Consider the following 24,906-nt stretch of genomic DNA (forward strand, 5'->3'; position numbering starts at 1 on the left):
AATCAAAATTAAAAGGCATGAGCCCGGTACAATACCGTGCTCACGCCCAACAGGTTGCATAAAATATTTGTCTAACTTTAAGGGGTCACTTCAAATCTGGAGCGGCTGCCTTTCTTTTATAACAAACGCAAAATCATCATCGAAACAATGCCGACCACGACCGTGCCGAGTAAACTGCGAGTGAATATAGCTACGGCAAACGTAGGTAAAGCGGCAAGAAGCTCGATATTATGTAATATCGAAATGTTGCCATCCTGCAGCAAAAGCTCCTGCCCGACCAAAGCGGCCATGACGGCGACCGGCACATAATTCAGCCAGCGCATCCCCCAATCCGGTAATTGGATTCGGCTAAGAACGATCAGAGGCAGCACCCTTGGGAGAACGGTGACAATCGATGAACCAACAATGATGAGAAAAATATACCATCTTATTTCCATTTTTCGACCACCATTCCAATCAACGATGCGATGCATGTAGCCACGATCACGCCCGCGCTCCCTGATACAAGCTTAGTAACGGCGATAACAATGACAACGGAGCATAGCACAACGATGACATCGATCATGATCTTGCGGCGGCTGACCAGCTGCAGGACAAGCAGCCCGATGAACATCGCGGGCAGTGCAAAATCCAGACCCAACCGCTCAGGATTCGTGATCCACTGGCCGAAAAAGGCGCCCGCAATATTCGCGGCAATCCAATTCAAGTAGGCCGTCACGTTGAGGCCATGCATCCATTTTTCGCTTATCGCTTTCTTATCTGCGGTCTGATTAATTGCGACGCCGAACGTCTCATCCGTGATCAAGCAACCGATAAATAGATTTTTGAGCGGGGTGAGGTGGCGAAAATAAGGCGACAATGCTGCGCTCAGCAGAAGATGGCGTAAATTGACAAAGAAAATCGTAAAAATAATAGCCATGACAGAGCCGTTCGCCGCAACCATCCCGGCGGCAATGAATTGTGCCGAACCCGCATAGACAAGGATGCTAAGCATGGTGATTTCGAGGATGCTAAGTCCAGAAGTTTTTTCCACAACTCCCGCGGCAAAACCGATGCTTAAATATCCCAATAACGTAGGAATACAAGCTTTTACACCTTGCAAAAAGCTTTCATCGCTCTTTTCGACGCCCTGACGTTCTATGTAAACATTCTCTTGCATCGTATGCGCTCCTTATCTGTATGGTATAACCTCCGAATTGTACAATATATGATACGAAAATATGTACGCAGTGTCTAGACTATTTAATTTTCTTTATAAAAGAGTTCGAGCAACCTATAATTGAAATTGGCATAAAATGACGACGATAAGGAACTTGCTCACAATGAATGATCTATTCATGGATTTCTTGACAATTTTGCTGCCTACCTATTTTTTCTTTTATATGGCGGTTGCACTTTTTGCCCGTAACAGGAAGAGTTTGCTGAATCGGATTGCGGCGCTTTTAATGCTGTCATTCCTCTTTTATTTTTTAGGTGAATATATCAAAACCTCCTTGCTTCCGCAGTATCAAATGCAGATCGTCCTATATGGAAGCGGCCCGATGCTGCTGTTGATCATCTGTTTTTTAGTCCATTTGTGCGTATTGATGGGCAGGCCGGTTACCACGCCGATGGTGAGGTGGCTGCCGGTTATTTACGCTTCTCCTTTTATTTGCTTATTTATTATGCTGTTCAGCCAGGACCATCGCGTTCTGTTCAACGCTAATGTGACAGACGGCCGCAGTCCGCTGGCCCCGATGCTATTGTTTCTGACGCTTTTCTTCGTGGCCGGTTATATTTTACTCTCGGTGATCATTCTGGCCTATTCGTGGTATCGGACTACCGAAACGAAAAGCAGAATCATTTTACGGTCTCTTTTGATCAGCTTATTTCTGCTATTCGCCTGGTTTATGGCGGTAACGGTCTTCTTACAGTCCCGATTTTTCACGAGCCGCGAGGCGATGATTTTTTATTTTATCGGCTATTTGTTGTGGGCGATGGCCTTGCGCCATCTCGTTACCAAATATGATATTTTGCCTGACTACCGGCAATTGTTCCATATCCTGTTCAAATCCGCGCCGACAGCGATCTTACTTTTGGATAAAAAAGGAAATGTCAAAGAGCTCAACCCGCAGGCCCAACTGCTCTTCAAACACTACCCGGTTCAAGACATTCCAGAGCTGTTGAGCGCAGATGGAGCGATACATGTCAGTGAAAGATTGGCCTTGTTCTTTCAGGAGCGTCGCGCGGAAGCTGCCCAGTGGGAGATAAGCTTGAACAATCCTGACAAAGGGCATCTGGATCTGATGGCCTGGCTCGAAAAGGTCGAGGAATCCGACGACGAACTGATCGTCATGCATTTGACGGATGTGACCTCGATGAAGGATACCGAGCGGAAGCTCCTGGAATCCGAGCGCAATTACAAATACTTGGCACATCACGATTCCTTGACTGGTCTATGGAACCGGGCGGCGATCCGGGAACAGCTGCTGCAAAAAATAGCCAAGCAAGAGCCGTTCGCTTTGGTGTTGATCGATCTGGATAATTTCAAACTGATCAATGATACGTACGGGCATGTGTCGGGGGACCGCTATTTGCAGCATATTGCGGCACTGTTGCAGCAGCATGCACAAGCGGATGAGCTGATCGGACGTCTTGGCGGCGACGAATTTGTCATGGTTATTCCTGGAGGGAACGAATCCGGCATTTATGAGGAATTACAAAGGCGGTTATTCCCTTTGCTGAATAATGCCTATTGCTCTGATTTGATTAAGCTCCCCATTACCTTCAGTGCGGGAGTCAGCTTATATCCGACTCATGCGGCGGATCTGACCTCTTTGCTGCGTAAAGCCGATGAAGCGATGTATGCGGTGAAAAAAAGCGGGAAGCATGAGATTTCTATTTTTTCGGGCGCCCCCAAAAAAGTGGACCAAGATCCAAAAAAATAGCAACGAGTGGCTTGAGGGTATGGGCGCCAAATAGAATCAGACCGCACCTGCCCTTCAAAAATAAGAGCCAAGAGCTATCTAAGGTCAGTGATATTTTTCCCGACACTCCTTAGTACAATAGCAGTAGGACTAACCTTCGGTGTGCTGATGCACCCTTCGCAGCGAATGATCAATGCGGCGCTGAACGCCATCGGCATCACCGGTCCGGACTTTATGAACATGTTACTTATTACACTACCGCCGTTTGTTTTATTTATTTTCTTTAATAAAAAAATCGTGGCCGGTATGACGGCAGGATCCGTCAAGGTATAGTAACCGGCACAAGAGGAGTGTTTATGATGTCCGAACTTAAGGTGACAGGTCTTACATGCGAATATCAAGTGAATCCGCTTGGAATCGGCGTTCACCAGCCGCGGCTAAGCTGGCTGCTGCAGTCGGACCGCCGCGGGACGATGCAGAAGGGGTACCGGCTCGTGGTGACGGTACGCGAGGACGGTTTCAGCGAGCCGCTTTGGGATACCGGCTACGTGGAATCGAACACGTCGATTCAGCTTGCCTATGCGGGAGGGGCGCTGCAGCCGCGGACCCGATACCACTACCGGGTGAAGGTGTGGGACAACTTCGGCCGTGAATCGGCGTGGAGCGAGGCCGCTTGGTGGGAGACGGGGCTGCTGGAGATAAGCGAATGGACAGCCCAATGGATCACCCCGCAGGCGAGCGAGATTGATCCGCAGACGGAGGCCTCTTTTCTGCTGCGCAAGCGCTTCCAGCTAGGCGACGGGATCGCATCCGCTCGCATCTATGCAACTGCAGCAGGGGTTTACGAGCTGTACGTCAACGGCAAGCAGGCGTCCGACATGCTGCTGGCTCCCGGATGGACCAGCTACCATCACAGATTGCAATATCAGACGTATGACGTGACGACGCTGCTTCAAGCAGGTGGCAACGCGATCGGCGTGGTGCTGGCTGACGGGTGGTATCGCAGCGGCATGGGCTTCGAAGGCAAGAACTTTACATATGGCGAACACCGCGCCGCCCTGCTGCAGCTGCACGTTCGTTATACGGACGGCACCGAAGCTGTGATCGGCTCGGATCTTTCGTGGAAAGCCTCGACTGGCGCAGTCCGCTATTCGACGATCTATCATGGAGAGATTTATGATGCCCGTGAAGAGCAGGAGGGTTGGAGTGAGGCTACTTTTGATGAAAGCGCATGGAAGCCCGTGCAAGTGGGAGCAGGCTTATCTTATGACGTGCTGGTCGCGCAAGAGAACGCACCGACGCGAGTGACGCAAACGCTGCGCCCGATTGCCGCGTTCGTGACGCCTGCCGGCGATCATGTGCTCGATATGGGTCAAAATATGGTCGGCCGCGTGCGCTTTACCGTCGATGCTCCTGCAGGAACACGAATCGTACTGAAGCATGCGGAAGTGTTGGATAAGAACGGCAATATTTATTTCGGCAACTTGCGCCCGGCGAAGCAAAAGGTTGAGTATATGGCCAAAGGGGGCGGGAGTGAAAGTTATGCGCCGCATTTCACTTTTATGGGCTTCCGCTATGTGCTCGTGGAGGGGTATCCGGGGCAGGAGAACGGCCTGCCGCTGAACGCTTTTGCCGGTGAAGTGATGCATACCGAGATGGAGCCTGCGGGCGAGTTCGAATGCTCGGATGCCAGGGTGAACCAGCTGCAGCGCAACATCCAATGGGGACAGCGGAGCAACTTCCTCGATGTCCCGACGGACTGCCCGCAGCGCGATGAGCGACTGGGCTGGACGGGGGATGCGCAAGTATTTATTAGCACGGCGCTGTTTAACTATCAAGGCGGACCGTTCTTCACCAAGTGGCTGCATGACTTGAAAGCGGAGCAGCATGCAGATGGCGGCGTGCCGTTTGTGATCCCGGATGTCGTCGGCGGTTCCAGCTCCGCGGCGTGGGGAGATGCCGCCGTCATTTGTCCGTGGACGGTTTATCAATATTATGACGATACGCGGCTGCTATCTGAGCAGTATGAAAGTATGAAGCAATGGGTCGGGTACATCCGCGCGCAAGGCGAGCAGGAGTTCTTGTGGAACACCGGCTTCCATTTTGGGGATTGGCTTGCGCTGGATGCCAAGGAGAACAGCTACATCGGGGCGACGCCGACAGCGCTGATTGCGACAGCGTACTACGCGTATTCGGCGCGTATTGTCCGTGATGCGGCGCTCGTCCTCGGTAAGGAAGACGAGGCACGTCATTACGGCGAGCTGTATGAACAAGTCAAACTAGCTTTTCATGACGAGTTCATCACGAAGAACGGCCGCATTGCTTCACCGACGCAGACTGCGCATGTGCTCGCCCTTGCTTTTGACTTGGTGGAAGGCGATGTGAAGGAGCGCGTTGCCCGTGAGCTTAATGAGCAGATCGTGGGCAACGATTATCATCTGACGACGGGCTTTGTGGGCACACCGTACCTGTGCTTTGCCTTATCGAACAGCGGCTACCACGATACGGCTGTGAAGCTGCTCCTGCAGGAGAGCTACCCGGGCTGGCTGTATTCGGTTTCCCAAGGTGCGACGACGATCTGGGAGCATTGGGACAGCATCAAAGCGGACGGCTCCTTCTGGAGCGATGATATGAACTCTTTTAACCATTATGCTTATGGCGCGATCGGTGACTGGCTGTACCGCAAGGTAGCCGGACTTAACATGGATCCGTCTGCGGCGCCGGCTTATAAGCACATCCATTTGGAGCCTTTGTTCGGCCTCGATAAACTGACGTCGGCCCAAGCTGCCCACCGCTCCTTGTACGGCCGCATCGCTGTAGCTTGGCGCGTGGAAGGCGAGCATATCGAAGTTGCCGCGGAAATCCCTGCGAATACAACGGCTAATCTCGTGCTGAAGGGGGCCGCGCTGCAAAAGCTGCAAGAGAGCGGCGGCGCTCTTGCTGAAGCAGAAGGGGTGCAAGCAGCGGTCGAGACGGATCATAGCGTCCGGTTGACGATTGGCTCGGGTAGCTACAGCTTTACTTACGCGAATAAGGAACTATTCCGGCATGTTTTTACAGAAAATACCAGAGTGGATGAGGTGTTGAATGACGAGACGGCTGCCGCCGTGCTTCGGAAGCATATTCCGCAATTTTTCTCTGGAGCGGGCTTTCATTTTATGAAGAAGTCCACGTTCAAGCAGCTGACTGAAAATACGATGGCCGGCATATCCCGAGGACAAGTCGACGCGATCCTGGAGGACCTTGCCCGTTTGTAACCTTGATGGGGAGCGGAATGTTGGCATTGGCAGGAGCAAGAGCATGCTTTAGAGGAGTCGCCTGACGTTTCGCGTGGGGCGTACGAGTGACTAGATGACTGGAAAGGATGTGAATCCTGCCAGTCTTTTTTTTGATCGGGGCTTGTAATTTGCGGCGGGAGGGGGCTCCTCCCCCCGAGATTGCAGCTGTCGTGGGATTGAGCCCAATTAAATGGGGCTATTGCCGTCCGTCACCCTTCATTGCGCGCTGCAAGCGGTTATTTCGGGCATAGCTAAGCAGATGCAAGGAGGCCCACTTGTCATTAACTCAGCCCAGGCACTTATACCTATTTAGGGGTATAGAGCAATCACAGTTTCGATGATATAATGGACAGGCTCTACATCCAATGTAGATCCTTAGTCCTAACAATACGAATTCATTGAAGGCGGTGACTTTTTTTCGCAGCATGAAAGTTAACAGATTGGCACTACCCTTTTTCGCTCCATTGCTCTCATTATCTTTACTCTTTGCATCACCTATGCAGGCATTCGCTCAGACGACGGTCGCCATAACGTATGAAGCTGACGGCACGGTCCGGGGGACTGTCACTTCAGACACTTATGTGGATTCATCCCCAAATAAGCTGATGCTGTTTAACGATTTCGCACCAGAGCATTCATGCCTGGATGTTCATGCATCGCCATGGACGGTAACCAACGGAGTGTACCGTTTCGAGTTTTCCGCTTTGCCGGACGGTTCAGGGGGGAATTCTGCGGAGGCAAGTGAAGGGGGCACCGGAGCAGGTGGAGGGTCATCGCAGTTCGGCGAAACCGCTCCTCCGGCAGCATTTGCCTACGGCTCATGTTCCGATACGAAGCTTCGCACCTATGCCACGCATCAGGACTTTGTAGGCGGCAAGGATTATTACTTTAATCAAAATCCGCTAACAGCGAAATCAGGCTCTGGACTTATTGTGTCGCCTGCAGAGGACGACGCCTCGGCATATGAGCTAAGCTGGGAGACGCCTAACGGCACAGGACCCTTCCAATACAACGTAAATGTGCAAATGGAAGCTGAAGACGATCCAACAGCCGTTGAAGAAACGAGCTTTGGCCCTTTGACCTCGACGAGCTATGTGCTGGATACGTCCACGCTCCCGCATCCGCCCGCCGGCCCTGTGACGATTTCCGTCTATGACACGGAAACCGGTGTAATGAGCCGCTTGTATGGCAACGATCTTCTGAATCCGATGAACACGCCGGTTTCGCCTGATGAAGATATCCGCAGCCAGACGAAAGCTACGGTTGACCTATACGACAACGGTCAGTGGGTGCCAATGCCGGATATCACCGTCCAAAATCAATTCGCAGGCCTGTATTCGGCCGGCTATGTGACGGCTGATACTTCCGTGCAGATGAACCTTGTGAATGCGCAAGGCTCCATGGATATGGAAGCTTATAAAGACCGGACGTTCAGGATAACCTACGAGTTTGGCAGCGCACCTTTTCACCCGGGGGTCCTTTCGACGCTTGATTTTGATACGCAGTTCGCGCCGAACGGGTGGACGTTTAATGCCGAAACCGGCACCTTACAGCTTTTTCTCAAACCTGCTCATTTTGAAGAGTCCGATGACGCCTATTGGAATGTGTATGCGGGCATTTACCAGACAGGGGGGAGCGTTGACCCGGATTTAGACGGAAGTACGCTGGCTACTTTTCATGCCCGGAGCAGTCTGCCCGAATTTATTACAAAATCGAATTACCAGGACGGCGCTGTTGCGAGCCTGTTCTCGGATGCAGGAAATGCGCATGGGAATGTGAAATGGTATCTGCCTGTTCGGTTGCTGAACAGCCTGCACATTTATCAAGCATCGGAAATCGCGTTAAATGAGTGGGACCCGGAGCAAGCTCAAGAGGCAGCCGTTCCCTTCGAACACAAAGATGACATCGTTCAAGGAACGCTGGAAGGGACGCTTATTGAGACTGAACCAGGGGCTGGTCTAACACTGCCAACCCTTTTGGTGGTGACCAAAAATCTTGCGGGCATGGAGCATGACGACCTGGCGATCATGAAATCTTTGGTCAAGGATGAAATGTATTTCGATCATGGGCAGATCAGCCCTGAAGCGATTGATGCAGCCGGCAGCATTCCAGATTTGCTCAAGGTTTTGAATGACCGGTACACCTATTACTTTACCAAAGAGGAATATGCAGGCTTTGTATCGCAATTTTCCGGTAATCTCGGTGGCATTGGCATCACAATGGGGGACGAACCGAGCGGAATTAAAGTGGTATCGATCTTACCCGGCAGTCCTGCGGCTGAACATGGCCTACAGCCAGGGGATTTACTTACAGCGATTGACGGTAAAAGCTTGGAAGGCATCCTTCCCGAATTACGATTGCTGCTGATGCGAGGGGAAGTCGGAGAGGATATAACGTTAACGGTGGTCAGAGGCAATGAAGTCCCGTTCACGGTAACGATGACTCGAGCCAATATTTTCCCTCCGGTCGTGGATGGGAAAGTGATCAACGATCATACGATCCATTTAACGATCCATTCTTTTACGAATAATTTGCCGCAGTTGATCGGGCAGTTCATGAACGAAAAAGCTTCTGAGCTGGATTTGAGCAAAAGCGTAGATCTCATTCTAGATTTGCGTGACAATGGCGGAGGCGATGCCAATGCCGCCTTTAACTTCCTGCAATCGGCGTTTGCCCAAGGGACACCACTCATTCAGCAGGAGTCGAAAAATAAAAGCTATCCACCGATCATCTACGGACGGGGAACCGAAAATAAATTTAGTCGAATTGTACTGCTGGATAACGAAAATACAGCTTCGGCATCGGAGATCACGTCGGTCGCATTGAAAGATAACGGCGCTGCACTCCTTGGTAAAAAGACATACGGCAAAGGGATTTCGCAGGTGCAATACATGTTCCCTGATGGCAGCGCCATGAAATTTACGGATGCCAAGTTTACCGGCACGAAAGGCACGGAGTATAACCACATCGGACTTCTGCCTAACTTAGATTTGAAAAATTTACCAAACGAGCAGTGGATCAAGCTGGCGGAGATGCTGATGTCTTCACCTGCCGACCAAGCACCGAAGGCAGGCGACTTGCGGATTACGCTGAATGATCAGGCGTATGATATAGACGCAGCCTGGTTCTATACGGCGGCGAATCAAGAGACCGCCAAACAACTGCTGCCACTTGTTCAGGCCCCTGATTCGCTCAGCATTTATAATGGCAGCGGGTTTGAGTCCAAATCTGCGGCTGAAGTTATGGCCTTCTATGGATTGCTCGCGAATAGCGATTCTCACCATGACGGAGCTTCCACAGAGTCTCAGCCGGCAGTTTCTCAACCTGTGGCGCCTGCTGAAACGAAACCTGGCACACCAAAGGTGGAGGTACGCTCCACAATCACCATGCAAAAGATGGCTGACGGCACACAGATTCCCGTGGCTGAAGTGGACAAAGCTGACGTTCTCGCCAAACTGTCCGCGAACCGGGAAGTGCAAAACTTCCTCGTTACGGTAGACAGCCCTTCTTCGGGTGCAGCTAAGCTGCGCATGCCAACTAGCTTATTGGCAGCGATTGCCGATAACAACGCAGGCAGCACCTTCACCTTGCAAACCGGTGATGCTTCTTACCAATTGCCTGCGGCGCTGCTTCTGAACCCGGCGGTCAAGGCACAGCTGCAAGGGCTCGATCCACTCGGAGCCGATACAAGCTTAGAGGTGCAAGTGATCGAGCGCAAGGACACGGTGTTGAAACAAGGCAAGCTGGTTTCCAAGGTCGCGCAGTTCGATATCGTGCTCACCTCGGGCACGAAGCAAGTTCAACTGGACGATTTCGGCAAACAGTTCGTCAACCGTACTTTGGCGCTGGACGCCAACACGGACACCAACCATGCAGTTGGCGTGCTCGTGAATGCGGACGGGACTGTGAGCCCCGTTCCTACCCAATTCGTGGCGGTGGATGGCAAAAAGGTTGCCAAACTAATGCGCAATGGAAACTCCGCTTACGCCGTGATAGAGAACGATACCATTGCCCCTTTGGCGGATGTGGCGGGCCATTGGGCGGAATCGAATATCCGTCATTTGGCGGATAAGCTCATTGTCACCGGCTATGCGGATCAGTCTTACCAACCGGAGCGCAAACTGACACGGGCTGAGTATATGGCTTTGCTCGGCAGATCGCTAGGCTTTACCTCGACGCCGCTGGTGAATAGTCCTTATTCCGATGTGCATGAAAGGGATTGGTTCTCCGGCTTGATCCCCGCCGTGACAGCAACGGGACTCATGAACGGGTATGAAGACAGCACGTTCCGTGGCGGGCAGTACGTATCCCGCGAGGAGGCGGTCGTGCTGATGGTCCGGGCGCTGGAACTGTTTAGAGGCGCGGATATGCCGGCCGGCACAGCTCCTACTTTCAAGGACGAAGCGGATATTTCCGCCTTCGCAAAAGCAGCCGTCGGCAAAGCGATGTCGGCAGGCCTGGTGCAAGGCAAGGAAGGCGAACGCTTCGAGCCGCATGACCAACTGACCCGCGCGGAAGCGGCGGTACTGATAGATGGGCTCGTTCAAGCCCTTGCCAATAGCAACTAACAACACAAAGCGGTTAGCCAGATTAGAGATCTGGTCTAACCGCTTTTTTCGTGAGGGGCATCTTTTCGTTCCTCGAGCATCCCCCCATGGACAAGCTGGACGGTCACTTTAACCGAAGTTAGCGACGACTTGGATAGCTCGAACGGTTGCTGCGCGGTGAGCTGTTTCCATGCTTTAAAGTTGTCCCGATAGGCGTAATATTCAAGCTGGTAAATATCGATATGCTCCTCAAGGGCAGCCTTAAATGTGGCTTGAATTTGCTGCTGGACCACAGCTTCGGCTTTTTGTTTCATTTCAGCTTCGCGCATCGGGTAGTCCATCTCGACAATATTGCCAAACAAATCCACTTCAATGGCAAAAGTAGGCTTGTCTGCGGCGAAGCTCGTCTTCACCCGCACCCTGGGACGTTCCAAGGACAACGTTTCGGAAGTGCTGTCCGTTCCGGGGATCACAATCGGCGACCGGTTCGTCTCCGGTGTCATCCAGCGTAGACCGATGAGTTGAGTTTGCGAGAGGTATCCCAAATATGTTCCATTTTTAATTAGGCAAGCGCCCCTCACGAGCATTTTTGGATCGTTCTGCTCATTTCGCTTCCACTGTGATTCTTGAATGGTCAGCGCCGGTAAAACGACGGTTTTGCCAGGTTCCAGCGAATCGGTCGAATATTGCATATACTTCAGCGGCTTGATCCATGAAAGCTGCTTATAATTTTGCACCGGATCATGTTGGATGGTGGCAAGTTCCGATAAGTTGAAAAACGCCGGTGTGACAAATAATTGCTCAATCGGCACTTTCGTTGCATATACCCACGGCGTAAGCCTGATTTCACGATAGCGGGTGATCGCATCATGAAATTCAGCCGTCCCGTGCTGTAAGGCACGCTCGGTAATAATGATCGATGTAATCTGACTCCATAAGATGCGCTGCTGTGCAGTACGATATAGATCATTCAGCGCTAGATTGAACGTTTCGCCTTTGCCTTTGCCTACCCATGCCTGCGCAGGCTGCGGCTTTCTTCCGCCTTCCTGCTTGGCGATCGTGCCGAAATCAAGCATTTGCCCGTAGGCGATAAATTGATTGTCGACATAGTCCAAGCCGAGGGCGGTCACGTAGTTAATATTTTCAATATAATGGCTGTCCCAGCAGCCGCTGAGCATGATGACGAGTGGGAGCCATAGAAGCTTTTTCGTGTTAATTGACAAAGTGCATCCTCACTCCTTATTTGTAAATCCATGAACAGGGCTCAAGTCACCCACTCTCGTCATACCTGTGTTCAAAATATCCACATGGACTTGAATATCTACGAGAGAATCCTCATCCAGGCGGAGAAGGTGCTGTTGATTTTGCGCCTGCCACTGCGGGTAATGGTCCTTGTATAAATAATATTCCAATTGAAAGACATCTGCGCGGATGTTCAGGCTTTCTTTGTAGGTCAAGCGTAATTCATTTTCGACGGCTGCTTCTGTTTTTTGCTGAATGGTTTTCTCCGTGATGGGCTTGTAGAGATCCACGATATTGCCAATCAACTGCACTCGAATGGAATATTTCGGCTTCTGGTCTTTGCCAGAACGACTGTTCACCTGCACATGAGGCTTCTCCAGCGATACCGTGGCAATCGCTTTGCCATCATCCCTAATGACGATAGGCGAACGTTTCGTTCGTGTGTTCATCCAACGCAGGCCGCGTAATTGCGCATTGTCCAGCCACCCTTTATATACATCATTATGGATGATAAAAGCGCCACTGATTTCGAGTTTCGCAGTCGCTTTCTGATTCGTGGTCCATTGATCCTTATTGATACTGACAGATGGCAGGGCAACAGTTTTGCCTGGCTCCAAAATATCCGATATGAAATAGAGGTAACGCATCGGCTGAATCCAGGATCGCTGCCTATACGTTTCGATAGGTTCATGCAGAAGTGTGGATAAATGAGATAAATTAAAAAAAGACTGGGTCGAGAACAATTGATCCATGTTCTCATGTGTACCATAGATCCAGGGGGTAACCCGCAGCTCACGATAGCGCAGATTGGCATCGTTCATGTCATCAAATCCGTGTTGAATCATCCGCTCGGATAGTACCATAGCGCCGACATGGCTCCAAATGATTCGGTTCTGAGCGGTTTGATATAAGTTGGTTATGGCCAGATTAACGGTTTTTCCCCGGCCTTGTCCGACCCAAACGATAGAGGGCTGCGTCGATTTTCCGTTCTCTTGCTTGGCTGTAGTGGCATAGTCAACCATCTGGCCATAGGCGATATATTCTTGATTCGCGTAATCCATACCGATGGCATTGACAAAATTCAAGTTCTCAATGTTATTTAAATCCCAGCAGCCACCCAGCAGCAGCAGCAACGAAGAAAGGATAAGGCATAACCCGATCTTCTTCATGAGCACCTAGCACCTCCTGGAACGGATTTATTTTTTAAACATTTTCGGTTTCGCAATTTTCCATTTTTTAGGGATGTCTAGTATAGCTTTAATGATGTCGCCAAAGGTAGGCGGGGAGAGCGGCTCTAAGTAGCCGAGCCCGAAGGACTCCAGACCGGCCATATAGATCACGATAAACATCACGCTGATAAAAAATCCGAACATCCCCAGAATCGAGGACAGCAGCAGCGAAAACAAACGCAAAATGCTCACCGACCCGCTCAGCGACTGATTGACCAAGATGAAGGTGGCTACAGCGGTAATCGCCGATGTCACCAGCATCGTCGGTGAGGTCAAGCCCGCGCGGATCGCGGAATCTCCGACAATGAGACCGCCTACGACGGCGACCGTCTGTCCGACGGCGCGCGGAAGCCGGATGCCGGCCTCGCGGAATAGCTCGAATAGCCCCAGCATGAGCAGGGATTCCATCGGGGCGGACAAGGGCAAGCCCAGCCGTGAGTTCGTGACCGTCGCCAACAGTTTGAACGGAATTTGCTCCATATTAAATGCGGTTAGCGCGATCCAGAAGCCAGGCAGGAAGATGGAGACGAGCAGCCCTACAATGCGCAAAAGTCTTTCAAAGGCAACGAAATAGTAAGGAAAATGAAGATCCTCTGGCGACTTGAGCTGCTCGGTCAAGTTGGTAGGCGCGATCAAGACCATAGGCGAGCCGTTGACTAAGATAACAAAACGGCCTCTCAGCAAACATTGTGCGGCAAAGTCAGGTCTGCCGATGTAATCGACCAAGGGGAACAACGAGTAGGGCTGATCCCCCAGTATTTCCTCGAACTGCATGCTGCTGAGCAGCGCAGAATTTTGATAATTCTTAATTCGCCTTCTCGCCTCTTCGAGGACGTCGGGACTGGCAATATTTTTCATATAGAGCAGGGAGACCATCGTTTGGCTTTCATCGCCGATGACATATTGCTCATTGTGCAAATTTTCCGTGCGCAAACGTTTGCGGATCAAAGCGATGTTCGTCGAGATTTCCTCTGTAAATCCGTCCCGGGGCCCTTTCAAGGATATCTCGGTGGCAGATTCTTCCGGATTCCGTTTGGGTATTGTATCCATATTGTAAGAAAACATGCGCTTGCCCGTTAAAATAATCAACTGACCGCTGAATAGGCTGACTGTCCAATTCTCATCGGGGTCCAGCTCTTGAATTTGCAGGCTCATGCTCATTTGCAAGGCGATCTGGTCTTCGGAGTATCCGTGGTCCAGAATGACCTTGAACACAGGGAAGACGGTCTCATTTAGCTGCCTGAAATCGGACATCCCTTCGCAGTACACAAGGGTGAACAAGGGCCATTCTTCATTCGGGTAGCATTCGATTATCACATCAGCGGTAGTGGCGAAATATTTCTTCAATGTCACATAATTCCATGGTTGTGCGGTCATGATGGCGCGTTTCCTTTCCGTTTGGATTTGGCGAACACCAGGACAAAGAGTAAGAGCGAGAAGATGAGCAGCGTTCCGAACACGGCTAAATAAAAATGCTTAATCAATCGGGTGTACATGCTGTCCGAGAGCTTGATGAGGCTAAGCAAGATCATCAATGCGCAGCCTGCCAGCACGTAGCTGATATTTCGTACTTTGCTGCTTTGCGGACGGAATAAATCGACTAGCAGGAACAGTGATAGCGAAATGCGAATAAAGGCGCCCGAAATCCACTGGTAAATGGATAAAAAGTCGACGTGGGAAACAAAGGCGCCCAGCTGCACTAAACGCCATTGCTCATAGGCCGGATATTTCAGTTTAGTCGCCTCATAGCCAAATGCAGCGATAGCACCCATGACAGGCCCAAGCGTCAGCCCGCTGATCATGCACACAAGGAGAGGCAAGTGCCACCATTTCAAATTATTTTTCAAGTGATGCTGCAGCACCACAACTAAGATGAGTTCCATCAAGCTTGCGCTCACATCAGCCATGCATTGCATGATAGGCCCACTCCCTGTTGTAAAAAGTGGGAACAGCAAGCTGTATCGTTTGACTTGGAAATTACTGCTCATAACAAAAAAACCGAGTATCCATACGAGCGGCAGTAACATACCTGCGGCAATCGCAATGGCTTTAATCCCTCTGGCTGCCGCATACACGCATAAGATGAGAAGTGTGAGCCTGGTGACGAACAAGGGGGTTTGGGGCAGATACGTAATTTTCGTCCATGTAATCACTTCCCGGATCGTAATGAATATATTGGCAGACAAATATGCGGCAAATAATGTGATAAATAATGGTTTGAACCAACTGAGCCGGTTCGTTTTGAGCCAATCCATGAAATTCGATTGCTTCGTTTTTTTGACAATGAAGAACGGAATGAAGACCCAAAGTGCGCAAAGCGGTATGGTGAATATAATGCTGATCCAGCTGTCTTTATCAGCATCGTCCAGTAAAATAGGAATAATCGTCACGTGGTTCACCAAGCCGACCGACATGATCATTAACATGCACATTTGGAGTATTGTGATTTTCGGGTTGCTCACTTCGGCCCTCCTTGTTGTGTGGATGATGTTGATCATTATCTCCATAATCTGCCAAGCGTAGACTAGCGGGTGGGGAGCGGGGAGGAATCGGGCAGGCGCATGAAACTTTGCGGCCAGATGCCCATTTTTTTACCGCGTAATCACCAACTGGGCGTCAGCACATACATTACATTAGGCAAATAACCATGAAGAGAAAATGGAGTGATTACAAGATGACAGCTTCAAATGAGCAAGAATGGCGCCCGCCTGTTGGCGGCGGCGGACACGGCGGTGGAGGCCATGTCGGCGGCGGAGGTAATCCTGGAGGCGGCGTTCATGGCGGCCCTGGCGGCATCCACGGTGGTCCAGGGTTCCATGGGGGCGGCCCGGGATTTCATGGAGGACCAGGATTCCATGGCGGCCCAGGTCATTTCGGTCCAGGTCACTTTACTGACATTGACGTAGTCCCGTTTGTCGTTCCAGTGCCTACTCCGTATCCGACTTATCCGGCCTACCCGACCTACCCAACTTATTATCCGTACCCTTGTCCATACCCGCCTTACCAATATCCATGCCCGTATCCATATCCATATCCATATCAATATTAAAATAGCAAGCTCCGAGCGCCCGGCGCGGCTTGAAGAGACAAATAGCGGAAGCATGCTTCCGCTATTTGCGTTTTGTGGCTGGCAGAGTCGGAATAGTGGAACAGTTCTTCCACTAATGAGACCCGTCGTCCGCCCGGCGCGGCTTACCGCTATTTTCTCTTCTGTCGAACTATACTTAAGTTGACACTTAATTAAGTGTATGCTAAATTAATGGTATGATCGATAAAGCCATTCAAGCCTTAACGGAGCCTAGGCGCAGAGATATTTTACATCTCGTCCGTGATGGGGAGCTGACCTCCAGCGCCATTGCGTCGCATTTTGACGTATCAGCACCAGCGATTTCGCAGCATCTTAAAGTTCTGGAAGAAGCCGGACTCGTCGTCGTGAGGCGGGCGGGTACCAAACGGTTTTATGGCATTAGGAGGGAAGGTTTCGCCGAATTGATGCAGTATATCGAGAGCTTCTGGGATGACAGCTTGTTACGTTTGAAAGAAGCCGCGGAAGCAGAAGAAAGGAGACAACATGAGTTCAATCAGCAGCAGCGACACGATTAAGAAAGAGATTTTCATCGAATGCCGTCCGGCGACATTGTTTTCATTTTTTACAGACCCGGACAAGCTAGTCCGTTGGATGGGGCGGCACGTACTGCTAGATCCTAGCATCGGCGGGAAATACCGGATTGATGTGAACGGAAGCGACATAGCGATGGGGGAGTATAAGGAGATTATTCCCAACGAGAAGATCGTTATGACTTGGGGCTGGGAGAAATCCAAAATTGTGCCTCCAGGTTCCAGTACGGTTGAATTTCAATTCATACCGCAAGGCAGCGGCACACGGTTGGTATTGACGCACTTTGATTTGCCGGCAAGCGAAGTGGCTTCGCATATTCAAGGCTGGACGCATTATATGCCGCGACTGCAGTCTGTCGCACAAGGTCAGGATCCGGGTATCGATCCGTGGTCTGAGCAAGCTATGCACGAACAATAACATTTAAAGCAAGCATGAAGAGGAGACGAACAATCGGATGAAAACATTATCTTGCAATTGCGGTTTCACAGCTAAAGGAGAAAATAGTTATCAAGTAGAGGCGGCTATGTGGCATCATGCTATCCACGATCACGCGGAAATGCTGAATAGCATGAGTGTTGAGATGCTGGAACAATGGCTTATGAGCAAAGATGAGCAGCTTAGGGCAGGTGCATAATCATGAGCAGCGTGATTCATCAAGAAGTTCGTTTTCAAGCTGCGCCCGAACGCGTTTACAGCATTTTGACGAACAGCGAGCTGTTTAGTCAAGCTACAGGAGGGGCCCCGACGGTTATTCATGCTGAGGAAGGCGGCACGTTCTCCTGCTTTGGCGGTATGATCCTGGGGCGTAACATTGAGCTGGTGCCTAACAAACGTGTTGTACAAGCTTGGCGGGTGGCGAATTGGGATGAAGGTGTGTACTCCATCGTCAGATTCGAGTTGCAAGCGCAAGGTGCTGAAACGGTTCTTGTGTTTGAGCATTCCAGCTTCCCTGACGGAACAGGCGACCATCTTGCAGCTGGTTGGCATACGAACTACTGGCAGCCCATCGCGAAGTTGTTAGCTTAATGGTCAACGTACTCACCGAGATTACGATTAATCGTCCAATAGCCGTTGTGGCTGAATATGCGGCGAATCCCGATCATGCACCTGAATGGTATGTGAATATCCATTCTGCTGTATGGCAAACGCCGAAACCGCTTGCTGTTGGTTCGAAAGTCGCTTTTAAAGCTAGCTTTTTAGGCCGAGAACTTGCTTACGTGTATGAAATCGCCCAATATATCCCCGGGGAACAGCTCGTCATGCGGACAGCGGACGGTCCCTTCCCGATGGAAACCACATATACCTGGGAGGCCAAAGGGGAGAATGCAACTCGAATGACGCTGCGCAACAAAGGGAATCCGAGCGGATTTTCACTCATATTTGCCCCGTTTATGTCAAGGATGATGACGAGGGCGAATCGCAAGGACTTGGAGAAAATAAAATCTATACTTGAAAAAATGCGCCTGGAGTAACGACTCCAGGCGTTTTTTATTTGAAGCGTGAGTCATTGTGAACTCTGTGGCATTTTCCCCATTGAAATCGTGTTGGGTGGAAGATAAAGTTAATCGTAGGGAAAGCAAAATCAAGGGAGGGGAACTCATGGACACGAGTAAAAAAGCCAATATAGAAGTAAGGCCACCTCAGAGCGCGGAGGATCAGGCATGGCTGGGACAATTGTGGCTGGATGAGTGGGGCGGCGACACCATGGTCTCCAGAGGCAAACTATACCGGTATGAAGACGTTAGTGCCGTTATTGCATGGCTGGATGGCTCCAGAGTGGGAGCAGCAACCTACTCGTTCGACAAGGATGATTGCGAACTCACGAGCATCAACGCTGTCATTACGGGATCAGGAATCGGCAGCCATCTGCTGTCGTTCGTCGAACAAACAGCGCGAGAGGCAGGACTAGGCCGCCTGTGGTTCGTCACCACGAACGATAATGTGGATGCGCTGCGGTTTTACCAGAAGCGGGATTACCGATTAGCAGCCGTACATGTGAATGCGATTGAAGCGGCCAGAAAGCTAAAACCATCTATCCCAGCGATCGGGTACTATGGGATTCCCATTCGGGACGAGCTCGAATTAGAAAAGCTTTTATGACGTGGAAGGTTTGGCGGATTTTGTGTTGAATCAAACTATATCATGAATATACATTTAGGGTGTGTAAGAAGCGTGCGGATCCAACTTAACGAATGGCAATTATACAAAAATTTTGATGAACTTGCGAATGACATTCTCGATATGGCCAAAGAATTTTTGCCGGACAGACTCATTTATTTGACCTCGTTCACCGAGCAGGAACAAATCATCCTGAAGCTTTCTGAAACGGATACGAATATCCAGCTCCATGAAGGCATGACGGTACCGCTGCAAGAAACGGTGTGCAACCGGATTGATTTTGCGAGCAATGCGCCATTAATTTTTGAAGACATGCGCAAAGAAGCGAAATTGGATGATCTCAGGCTGACCCTTATCCAAGCAAACATTAATGCTTACCTGGGGGTTCCGATTCTGCTCGCGAACGGGGATCCTTTCGGCACCTTATGCGCCGCACATTCAGAGGCGAGTGAGTTCAGCGCCAAAAGTATCGAAATGCTGCAGCGCATCGCGAAGCTGTTCTCCTACTATTTGGATTTGGAGCGCATGGCTTTTCGAGATGCCTTGACAGGACTGTACAACCGGCAGTTTCTTTTCCGAAACTATGAGGCTGTGTCCGCGGCAGGCGCTTTATTTTTCCTTGACTTGGACGGCTTTAAGCAAATTAATGACAAACTTGGCCATGATACAGGGGATTCAGTTTTAAGGGAAGTTGCGGTCAGGCTTGAAAAATTTGTCCAGCACCACGGCGGCATTGCCGTACGATTGGGGGGAGACGAATTCATCGTGAACATGATGGATAGAACTGACGTTGATGAGGTCCGCAAATTGGCGGAAGGCTTGCTTGATCGTCTATCCACTTGGGATGCCCAGCTGGAGGCTCTGCGTTTGTCGGTTAGTATCGGGATCGTCCTTTATGCCGCAAACGGCGACCACAAGTTGGACAGCCTGCTCAAGCATGCGGATAACGCCCTGTACCGGGCCAAAGCGAATGGCAAGAATACATATCAATTCTAGTAAACACAGATGCCTGAGTTACCTGGAAGTAAGCAACTATCGCTTATCTTACTAGGTAATCTATTTTTCACTACTTCTGCCGATTCCCCAGTTATTGGTATAATAATAGAGTCTATGTGCGGTTTTGCTAAGTACGATGAAAAGGGAGATGAAGCACAATGAAATATCGTAAATTAGGTCGTTCAGGTTTAAAAGTAAGTGAAATTAGTCTTGGCAGCTGGTTGACCTATGGCGGTTACGTGGAACGTGAGCGTGCGGTGAATTCCATTCACAAAGCTTATGAGCTTGGCATCAACTTTTTTGATACGGCCAACGTTTATGAGCGGGGTGAGGCGGAGAAGGTCGTCGGCGAAGTTTTGAAAGCGTACCCACGTGATTCTTATGTGTTGGCTACCAAAGTATTTGGAAAAATGGGCGAGGGGCCGAATGACCGCGGGCTTTCGCGCAAACATATTTTTGAGCAGCTGCATGCGAGTTTGAAGCGTCTTGGAACCGATTATGTGGACGTGTATTACTGCCACCGTTTCGATCCTGAGACACCGCTGGAAGAAACGCTGCGCGCGTTGGATGATTTGGTCACCCAAGGCAAAGTGCTTTACGTCGGTGTCAGTGAATGGACGGCGGCGCAAATGGTACAGGCTCTGGCTATCGCTGACAAATATTTACTGGACCGTATCATCGTGAACCAGCCTGTATATAATCTGTTGAATCGATATATTGAAAAAGAGGTTATTCCGTTAGGGGAGCAGCAAGGCATTGGCCAAGTCGTATTTTCGCCGCTTGCGCAAGGCTTGTTGACAGGGAAATACAACTCACTTGCGGATATTCCGCAGGACAGCAGAGCTGCGAAGCTGGATAATTTCCGTAACGGTTTGACGGAGGAGAAGATTGCCAAGGTGAAGCAGTTGGAGGCGGTGGCAGCGGACTTGCAAATGTCCATCGGGCAGCTGGCGCTTGCTTGGATTCTTCGCCAATCCAATGTAGCTAGCGCTTTGGTCGGTGCGAGCCGTCCTGAGCAAGTGGAGGAAAATGCCAAAGCTGTGGGCTTGGAACTGCCCGCGGATGTTTTGGAGCGCGTTGAAGCGATTCTGGGCAACGCTTGACGGATGCGGGCGTGCGCGCCGCCGATCCCGGCCTCATGGCCCGGCGGCAGCTGTTTATTATGACTACTTTTTCAAGGAGGCCCTTAATCGTGGAAAAAAGACGCTATGGCAACACCGGCATGGATGTGAGTGTACTAGGTTTTGGCGGTGCGGAGATTGGCTTTTTGAATGCTAGCGAGGAAGTGGTGGATCGGCTTCTGGGCAGCGCCCTGGATGCCGGGCTGAATGTGATCGATACGGCGGAGTGCTATAAGATCAGCGAAGAATTAATCGGCAAAACGATTTCGCACCGCCGGGACGAGTACTATTTGTTCACCAAATGCGGCCACGCCTCCGGCTTCGAGCTGCCGGACTGGGATCCGAAAATGTTGGAGCTGAGCATCGACAGAAGCTTGAAGCGACTGAACTCGGAGTATGTAGACGTGATTCATTTGCACAGCTGCTCGGAAGAAATGCTCCGCCGTGGAGAAGTCATCGAAGTGCTGCAGCGCGCCAAAGAGCAGGGCAAGACGCGTTTTATCGGCTATAGCGGAGATCATAAAGCCGCCTTATATGCGGTGCAATCAGGTTTGTTTGATTCGCTGGAAACTTCTATTAATATTGCGGATCAGGAAGCCATCGATCTGACAATACCCGAAGCGATTCGAAGAAATATGGGTGTCGTGGTCAAACGCCCAATTGCCAATGCAGCTTGGAAGTCGGGGCAAAAGCCGGAATCCGCCTACCACCATATATATTGGGATCGGCTGCAGCAGCTGAACTATGATTTCCTCCAAGCTGGCGTGAGTGAATCTGTCGGGGAGGCGCTTCGTTTTACACTGTCCGTCCCTGGTGTGCACACCGCCATTGTCGGCACGGCGAATCCGAACCGTTGGCTGGAGAATGCGAAGTTGCTTGAACAGGGCAATTTGTCTACTGAATCTTTTGAGGCGATACGTTCAAAATGGCGAGAGACCGCTGGCCAAGATTGGATCGGACAGGGGTAATTGTTCCAAGGAGGTGCAGGGATGAAGCTGCCGAAGATGGTGAAAGTGCGACAAATGTTTCACGGACCGCACATTGAGAATATCGAAGCTGCCGTATTCGAACAGCTGGAGCAAGCGGGCATTGGCCTCAAGCTCAAGCCTGGGGCGCGAGTCGCCGTGACGGCGGGGAGCAGAGGGATTGCGAACATCGCGCTCATCATCCGTTCGGCGGTACGCGCGCTGAAGCAGGCTGGCGCTTCGCCGTTCATCGTGCCGGCCATGGGAAGCCATGGCGGAGCTACGGCTGAAGGGCAGACCGAAGTGCTGCACAGCCTGGGCGTGACGGAGGCTTACTGCGAGGCGCCGATTCTGTCATCGATGGATGTCGTGCAAATCGGCGAGACGGAAAGCGGGCTTCCCGTCTATACCGATAAGTATGCTTGGGAAGCCGATGCCGTGCTGCTGGTCGGGCGGGTAAAGCTGCATACCGATTTTAAATCTCCGCTGCAGCTCGAGAGCGGCTTGATGAAAATGGCTGCGATCGGGCTCGGGAAGCACAAGCAGGCACTGCAGCTTCACAGCTATGGCGTGAAGGGGATCCGTGATTTGATGCCGCTGATTGGCGAGGTCGTGCTGAGCAAAGTGAATGTGCTGTGCGGGCTGGCGATCGTGGAGAATGCTTTTGATCAGACGGCGCACTTGGAGGCAATCCCCACAGATCAAATCGCCAAGCGCGAGCCGGAGCTGCTGCAATTGGCAGCGAAGCTGTTCCCCAAGCTGCCGGTGGAAGACATCGACATTCTTGTCGTGGATGAAATCGGCAAAAACGTCAGCGGCACCGGCATGGACACGAACATTATCGGTCGCCTGCGCATTCTTGGGGAAGAGGAGCCGCCGAGCCCCAGAATCAAATATGTCATCGCCGGTGACTTAAGCGAGGAATCGCATGGCAACGCCTTAGGGATCGGACTAGCGGATCTGACTACGAAACGGCTGTTTGATAAGATTGATTTTCAAAAAATGAACGAAAATGTGATCACGAGCTCGTTTTTAACGCGGGCGGCGATCCCTATCGTGCTGAAGAACGATCAGGAAGCGTTGGAAGTCGCGCTGCGCTGTAACTGGGGAACGGAGTCTAGTCAGGCACGCATCGTTCGCATCCACAGCACGTTACACTTGGAAACGATGTACGTATCTGAATCGCTGCTACCGGACATCGTCTCACTGCCCAATGTGGAAGTGATCGGGGAGCCGGAGGAAGTGGCGTTTGATGAGACAGGCAATTACGTAGCCAAGGTTTAAAAAGTGAAAAAAGGCAGCCTGATAGGCCACCTTAGACGGTGTCTTCTATCAGGCTGCCTTTTGCATGGAGATAATCCCTCAGCGCAGCAGTGATGAGCAGATGATCCAGGTCTCCGGCTAATCCGGAGACTGCGATTGTTCCGATCATGCCGGCACCGCGCACCCGGATCGGGAACGCGCCATTATACGGCGCATATTGAGTGGGGTCGAGCAAGTACCGATCGGCGATCGTCCGGCCTGCCGCCTGCAGCTCGACTTGCAAATAATAGGAGCTGCGCTGGAACCGTTCAACGACCCGAGCTTTCCGCGCAGCCCAATCATCATTGTCAGCGGAAGTACCGCTGCAGGCATAATGAAAAAGCTGCTGGCCGCCTCGCCGGATATCGATGGTGACCGCATGCCCGGCCGCCTGCGCGCGCTGAACGATTGCCAGCCCGATGTCCAGCGCTGTTTCATTGGTGAAGGAAACAAACTGCAGTTCCTCTTCCTCCCGCAATAACTCCTCTAATAGGAACGATTCCTTTGTCATCAGACAACCCTCCGTTAGGTGCGAATGTCAGGATTGGAACAATTTTAGCTACAAGGCAATATTCCGCTCAGCTGCGATGCTAGTAATATAGGCGGCAGCTTGACGGTATTCTACATTCGTTTTCAGATGTTCGATGATGAGTGCAGTGTCAGGGTTAAGTTTGTTCAGCTCGGAGAGGAAAGTGCGGTAATCCAGATTTCCCTTGCCAGGCAGGACTTCATCTAAGTGTACGGTTAACTGTCCGCGCAGCAATATGTCCTTGGCATGGCAGTTGTGAATGTACGGCCCCAGCTTAGCGAAAAAATCGCGTATCATGTCACCATTGCGGTAATAGACCCGTGGGCTGCTGATGATATTGACCGGATCGAAATGCACGCCGAAGCCTTTACGGTCAATGGCCTTTACGAGCGCAAGGTAGGTGTCTGCGGAGTCAGGAAAAACCCAAGGCATCATCTCCAGCGCAAATACGGTGCGCTCCGGGTTAACCGCATCAATAATGGTGCGGGTCGTCTCGACAATAAGCTCAAACGTATCATCGCTAAAATTATCGGGATCAGGCCCGTCCCATTGTTCACCCCGTGATCCGGCGATGTTGACGCAGCATGGCGCGCCGATCCGTTCAGCCAGCTCCAACCGTTTGATGCAGTAGGCGATAGCCTTCCGTCTAGTATCTTCATCCCGGCTAATCGGATTGCTCCAAGCGCCGACTTCCGCGATAAGGATATCATGCTGCTGAGCCATCGCGACATAATCATCCAGCTCGGACATATCTCCTTCACCGTTAATCGGGCAAGTTGTCGCCCGAAAGCCTGCTTCCTTTAAGGCAAGGGCCCAATTCTCCGGATTTTTCTCAGGCAAAAATACTTGGCCGCCAAGGCGCATGACAATCCCATCCTTTGCTATCGGATAATGGTGTGTCTGTATGATTGAATTGTGTTCAGTATATCATAAACGCGCGTTCACGCAAGAGGGCTGTCACCGATTGATAAAAATTTTCAATGTTTAACATAAAAAGTGTTGACAACGCTTTCTGTGCATGTGTATGATGTTTTCGTGAACACGCGTTTATGAA

At 51.0% G+C, this 24,906-nt stretch carries 23 protein-coding genes; 15 read left to right on the plus strand and 8 right to left on the minus strand.

What is annotated here, in order from left to right:
* Positions 1-116: 116 nt before the first annotated feature.
* Together O9139_RS01970 and O9139_RS01975 are read right to left on the minus strand one after the other, a co-directional pair.
* Positions 117-437, minus strand: coding sequence for an AzlD domain-containing protein (locus tag O9139_RS01970; protein ID WP_270877772.1), 321 nt, complete (start codon positions 435-437; stop codon positions 117-119).
* Complete coding sequence (locus O9139_RS01975) at positions 428-1,159, minus strand: AzlC family ABC transporter permease (protein WP_270877773.1); 732 nt, start codon at positions 1,157-1,159, stop codon at positions 428-430. The genes O9139_RS01970 and O9139_RS01975 overlap by 10 nt, the downstream gene beginning before the upstream one ends.
* Before the next feature lie 163 nt (positions 1,160-1,322).
* Between O9139_RS01975 and O9139_RS01980 the strand changes: the two genes are divergently transcribed.
* From O9139_RS01980 to O9139_RS01995, 4 genes are all read left to right on the plus strand, one after another.
* Positions 1,323-2,927 carry a GGDEF domain-containing protein gene (locus tag O9139_RS01980; RefSeq protein WP_270877774.1) on the plus strand — a complete coding sequence of 535 codons (1,605 nt, stop codon included), beginning with the start codon at positions 1,323-1,325 and terminating at the stop codon, positions 2,925-2,927.
* Positions 2,928-3,068: 141 nt separating this feature from the next.
* Complete coding sequence (locus O9139_RS01985) at positions 3,069-3,239, plus strand: hypothetical protein (protein WP_377526947.1); 171 nt, start codon at positions 3,069-3,071, stop codon at positions 3,237-3,239.
* Between the two features lie 26 nt (positions 3,240-3,265).
* Positions 3,266-6,163, plus strand: a complete 2,898-nt coding sequence (locus O9139_RS01990; protein ID WP_270877775.1) for an alpha-L-rhamnosidase — start codon at positions 3,266-3,268, stop codon at positions 6,161-6,163.
* Positions 6,164-6,609: 446 nt separating this feature from the next.
* Complete coding sequence (locus O9139_RS01995; RefSeq protein ID WP_270877776.1) at positions 6,610-10,752, plus strand: S-layer homology domain-containing protein; 4,143 nt, start codon at positions 6,610-6,612, stop codon at positions 10,750-10,752.
* A gap of 35 nt (positions 10,753-10,787) precedes the next feature.
* Here the strand turns inward: O9139_RS01995 and O9139_RS02000 are convergent, their stop codons facing one another.
* Genes O9139_RS02000 through O9139_RS02015 form a run of 4 tightly spaced genes read right to left on the minus strand, consistent with a single transcriptional unit; the run spans position 10,788 to position 15,664 of the window.
* Positions 10,788-11,954 carry a Ger(x)C family spore germination protein gene (locus O9139_RS02000; protein ID WP_270877777.1) on the minus strand — a complete coding sequence of 389 codons (1,167 nt, stop codon included), beginning with the start codon at positions 11,952-11,954 and terminating at the stop codon, positions 10,788-10,790.
* Between the two features lie 9 nt (positions 11,955-11,963).
* Positions 11,964-13,142 carry a Ger(x)C family spore germination protein gene (locus O9139_RS02005; RefSeq protein ID WP_270877778.1) on the minus strand — a complete coding sequence of 393 codons (1,179 nt, stop codon included), beginning with the start codon at positions 13,140-13,142 and terminating at the stop codon, positions 11,964-11,966.
* A gap of 27 nt (positions 13,143-13,169) precedes the next feature.
* The gene (locus O9139_RS02010; RefSeq protein ID WP_270877779.1) at positions 13,170-14,579 is read right to left on the minus strand and encodes a spore germination protein; all 1,410 of its coding nucleotides are present in this window, start codon (positions 14,577-14,579) and stop codon (positions 13,170-13,172) included.
* The gene (locus tag O9139_RS02015) at positions 14,576-15,664 is read right to left on the minus strand and encodes an endospore germination permease (protein ID WP_270877780.1); all 1,089 of its coding nucleotides are present in this window, start codon (positions 15,662-15,664) and stop codon (positions 14,576-14,578) included. Before O9139_RS02015 ends, O9139_RS02010 begins: the two co-directional genes overlap by 4 nt.
* 212 nt (positions 15,665-15,876) lie before the next feature.
* On the opposite strand from O9139_RS02015, the gene O9139_RS02020 reads away from it, so the two are divergent.
* From O9139_RS02020 to O9139_RS02070, 11 genes are all read left to right on the plus strand, one after another.
* Positions 15,877-16,251: a hypothetical protein gene (locus O9139_RS02020; protein ID WP_270877781.1), complete on the plus strand. Its 375-nt coding sequence runs from the start codon at positions 15,877-15,879 to the stop codon at positions 16,249-16,251.
* A 215-nt stretch (positions 16,252-16,466) separates the two neighbouring features.
* Positions 16,467-16,805, plus strand: a complete 339-nt coding sequence (locus tag O9139_RS02025; RefSeq protein WP_270877782.1) for an ArsR/SmtB family transcription factor — start codon at positions 16,467-16,469, stop codon at positions 16,803-16,805.
* The gene (locus O9139_RS02030) at positions 16,774-17,238 is read left to right on the plus strand and encodes an SRPBCC family protein (protein WP_270877783.1); all 465 of its coding nucleotides are present in this window, start codon (positions 16,774-16,776) and stop codon (positions 17,236-17,238) included. The genes O9139_RS02025 and O9139_RS02030 overlap by 32 nt, the downstream gene beginning before the upstream one ends.
* 37 nt (positions 17,239-17,275) lie before the next feature.
* Entirely contained in the window at positions 17,276-17,455 is a 180-nt protein-coding gene (locus O9139_RS02035) for a hypothetical protein (protein ID WP_270877784.1), read from the plus strand.
* 2 nt (positions 17,456-17,457) lie between these two features.
* Positions 17,458-17,847, plus strand: a complete 390-nt coding sequence (locus O9139_RS02040) for an SRPBCC family protein (RefSeq protein ID WP_270877785.1) — start codon at positions 17,458-17,460, stop codon at positions 17,845-17,847.
* On the plus strand, positions 17,847-18,293 hold the full coding sequence (locus O9139_RS02045; RefSeq protein WP_270877786.1) for an SRPBCC family protein: 447 nt from the start codon (positions 17,847-17,849) through the stop codon (positions 18,291-18,293). Before O9139_RS02040 ends, O9139_RS02045 begins: the two co-directional genes overlap by 1 nt.
* Positions 18,294-18,420: 127 nt before the next feature.
* Positions 18,421-18,921 carry a GNAT family N-acetyltransferase gene (locus O9139_RS02050; RefSeq protein WP_270877787.1) on the plus strand — a complete coding sequence of 167 codons (501 nt, stop codon included), beginning with the start codon at positions 18,421-18,423 and terminating at the stop codon, positions 18,919-18,921.
* Between the two features lie 72 nt (positions 18,922-18,993).
* Positions 18,994-19,935 carry a sensor domain-containing diguanylate cyclase gene (locus tag O9139_RS02055; RefSeq protein ID WP_270877788.1) on the plus strand — a complete coding sequence of 314 codons (942 nt, stop codon included), beginning with the start codon at positions 18,994-18,996 and terminating at the stop codon, positions 19,933-19,935.
* A gap of 158 nt (positions 19,936-20,093) precedes the next feature.
* Complete coding sequence (locus O9139_RS02060; RefSeq protein WP_270877789.1) at positions 20,094-21,038, plus strand: aldo/keto reductase family protein; 945 nt, start codon at positions 20,094-20,096, stop codon at positions 21,036-21,038.
* An 89-nt stretch (positions 21,039-21,127) separates the two neighbouring features.
* Positions 21,128-22,024: an aldo/keto reductase gene (locus O9139_RS02065; protein ID WP_270877790.1), complete on the plus strand. Its 897-nt coding sequence runs from the start codon at positions 21,128-21,130 to the stop codon at positions 22,022-22,024.
* Between the two features lie 21 nt (positions 22,025-22,045).
* Positions 22,046-23,305: a nickel pincer cofactor-dependent isomerase, group 22 gene (locus O9139_RS02070; protein WP_270877791.1), complete on the plus strand. Its 1,260-nt coding sequence runs from the start codon at positions 22,046-22,048 to the stop codon at positions 23,303-23,305.
* Positions 23,306-23,336: 31 nt separating this feature from the next.
* On the opposite strand, the gene O9139_RS02075 is transcribed toward O9139_RS02070, so the two are convergent.
* Positions 23,337-23,834: a heme-degrading domain-containing protein gene (locus O9139_RS02075; protein WP_270877792.1), complete on the minus strand. Its 498-nt coding sequence runs from the start codon at positions 23,832-23,834 to the stop codon at positions 23,337-23,339.
* Between the two features lie 48 nt (positions 23,835-23,882).
* Positions 23,883-24,716 (minus strand): sugar phosphate isomerase/epimerase family protein, encoded by an 834-nt coding sequence (locus O9139_RS02080; protein ID WP_270877793.1) that lies wholly within the window; start codon positions 24,714-24,716, stop codon positions 23,883-23,885.
* Positions 24,717-24,906: the final 190 nt, after the last annotated feature.

The sequence above is a fragment of the Paenibacillus aestuarii genome (assembly GCF_027789125.1).
Lineage (GTDB): Bacteria > Bacillota > Bacilli > Paenibacillales > NBRC-103111 > Paenibacillus_E > Paenibacillus_E aestuarii.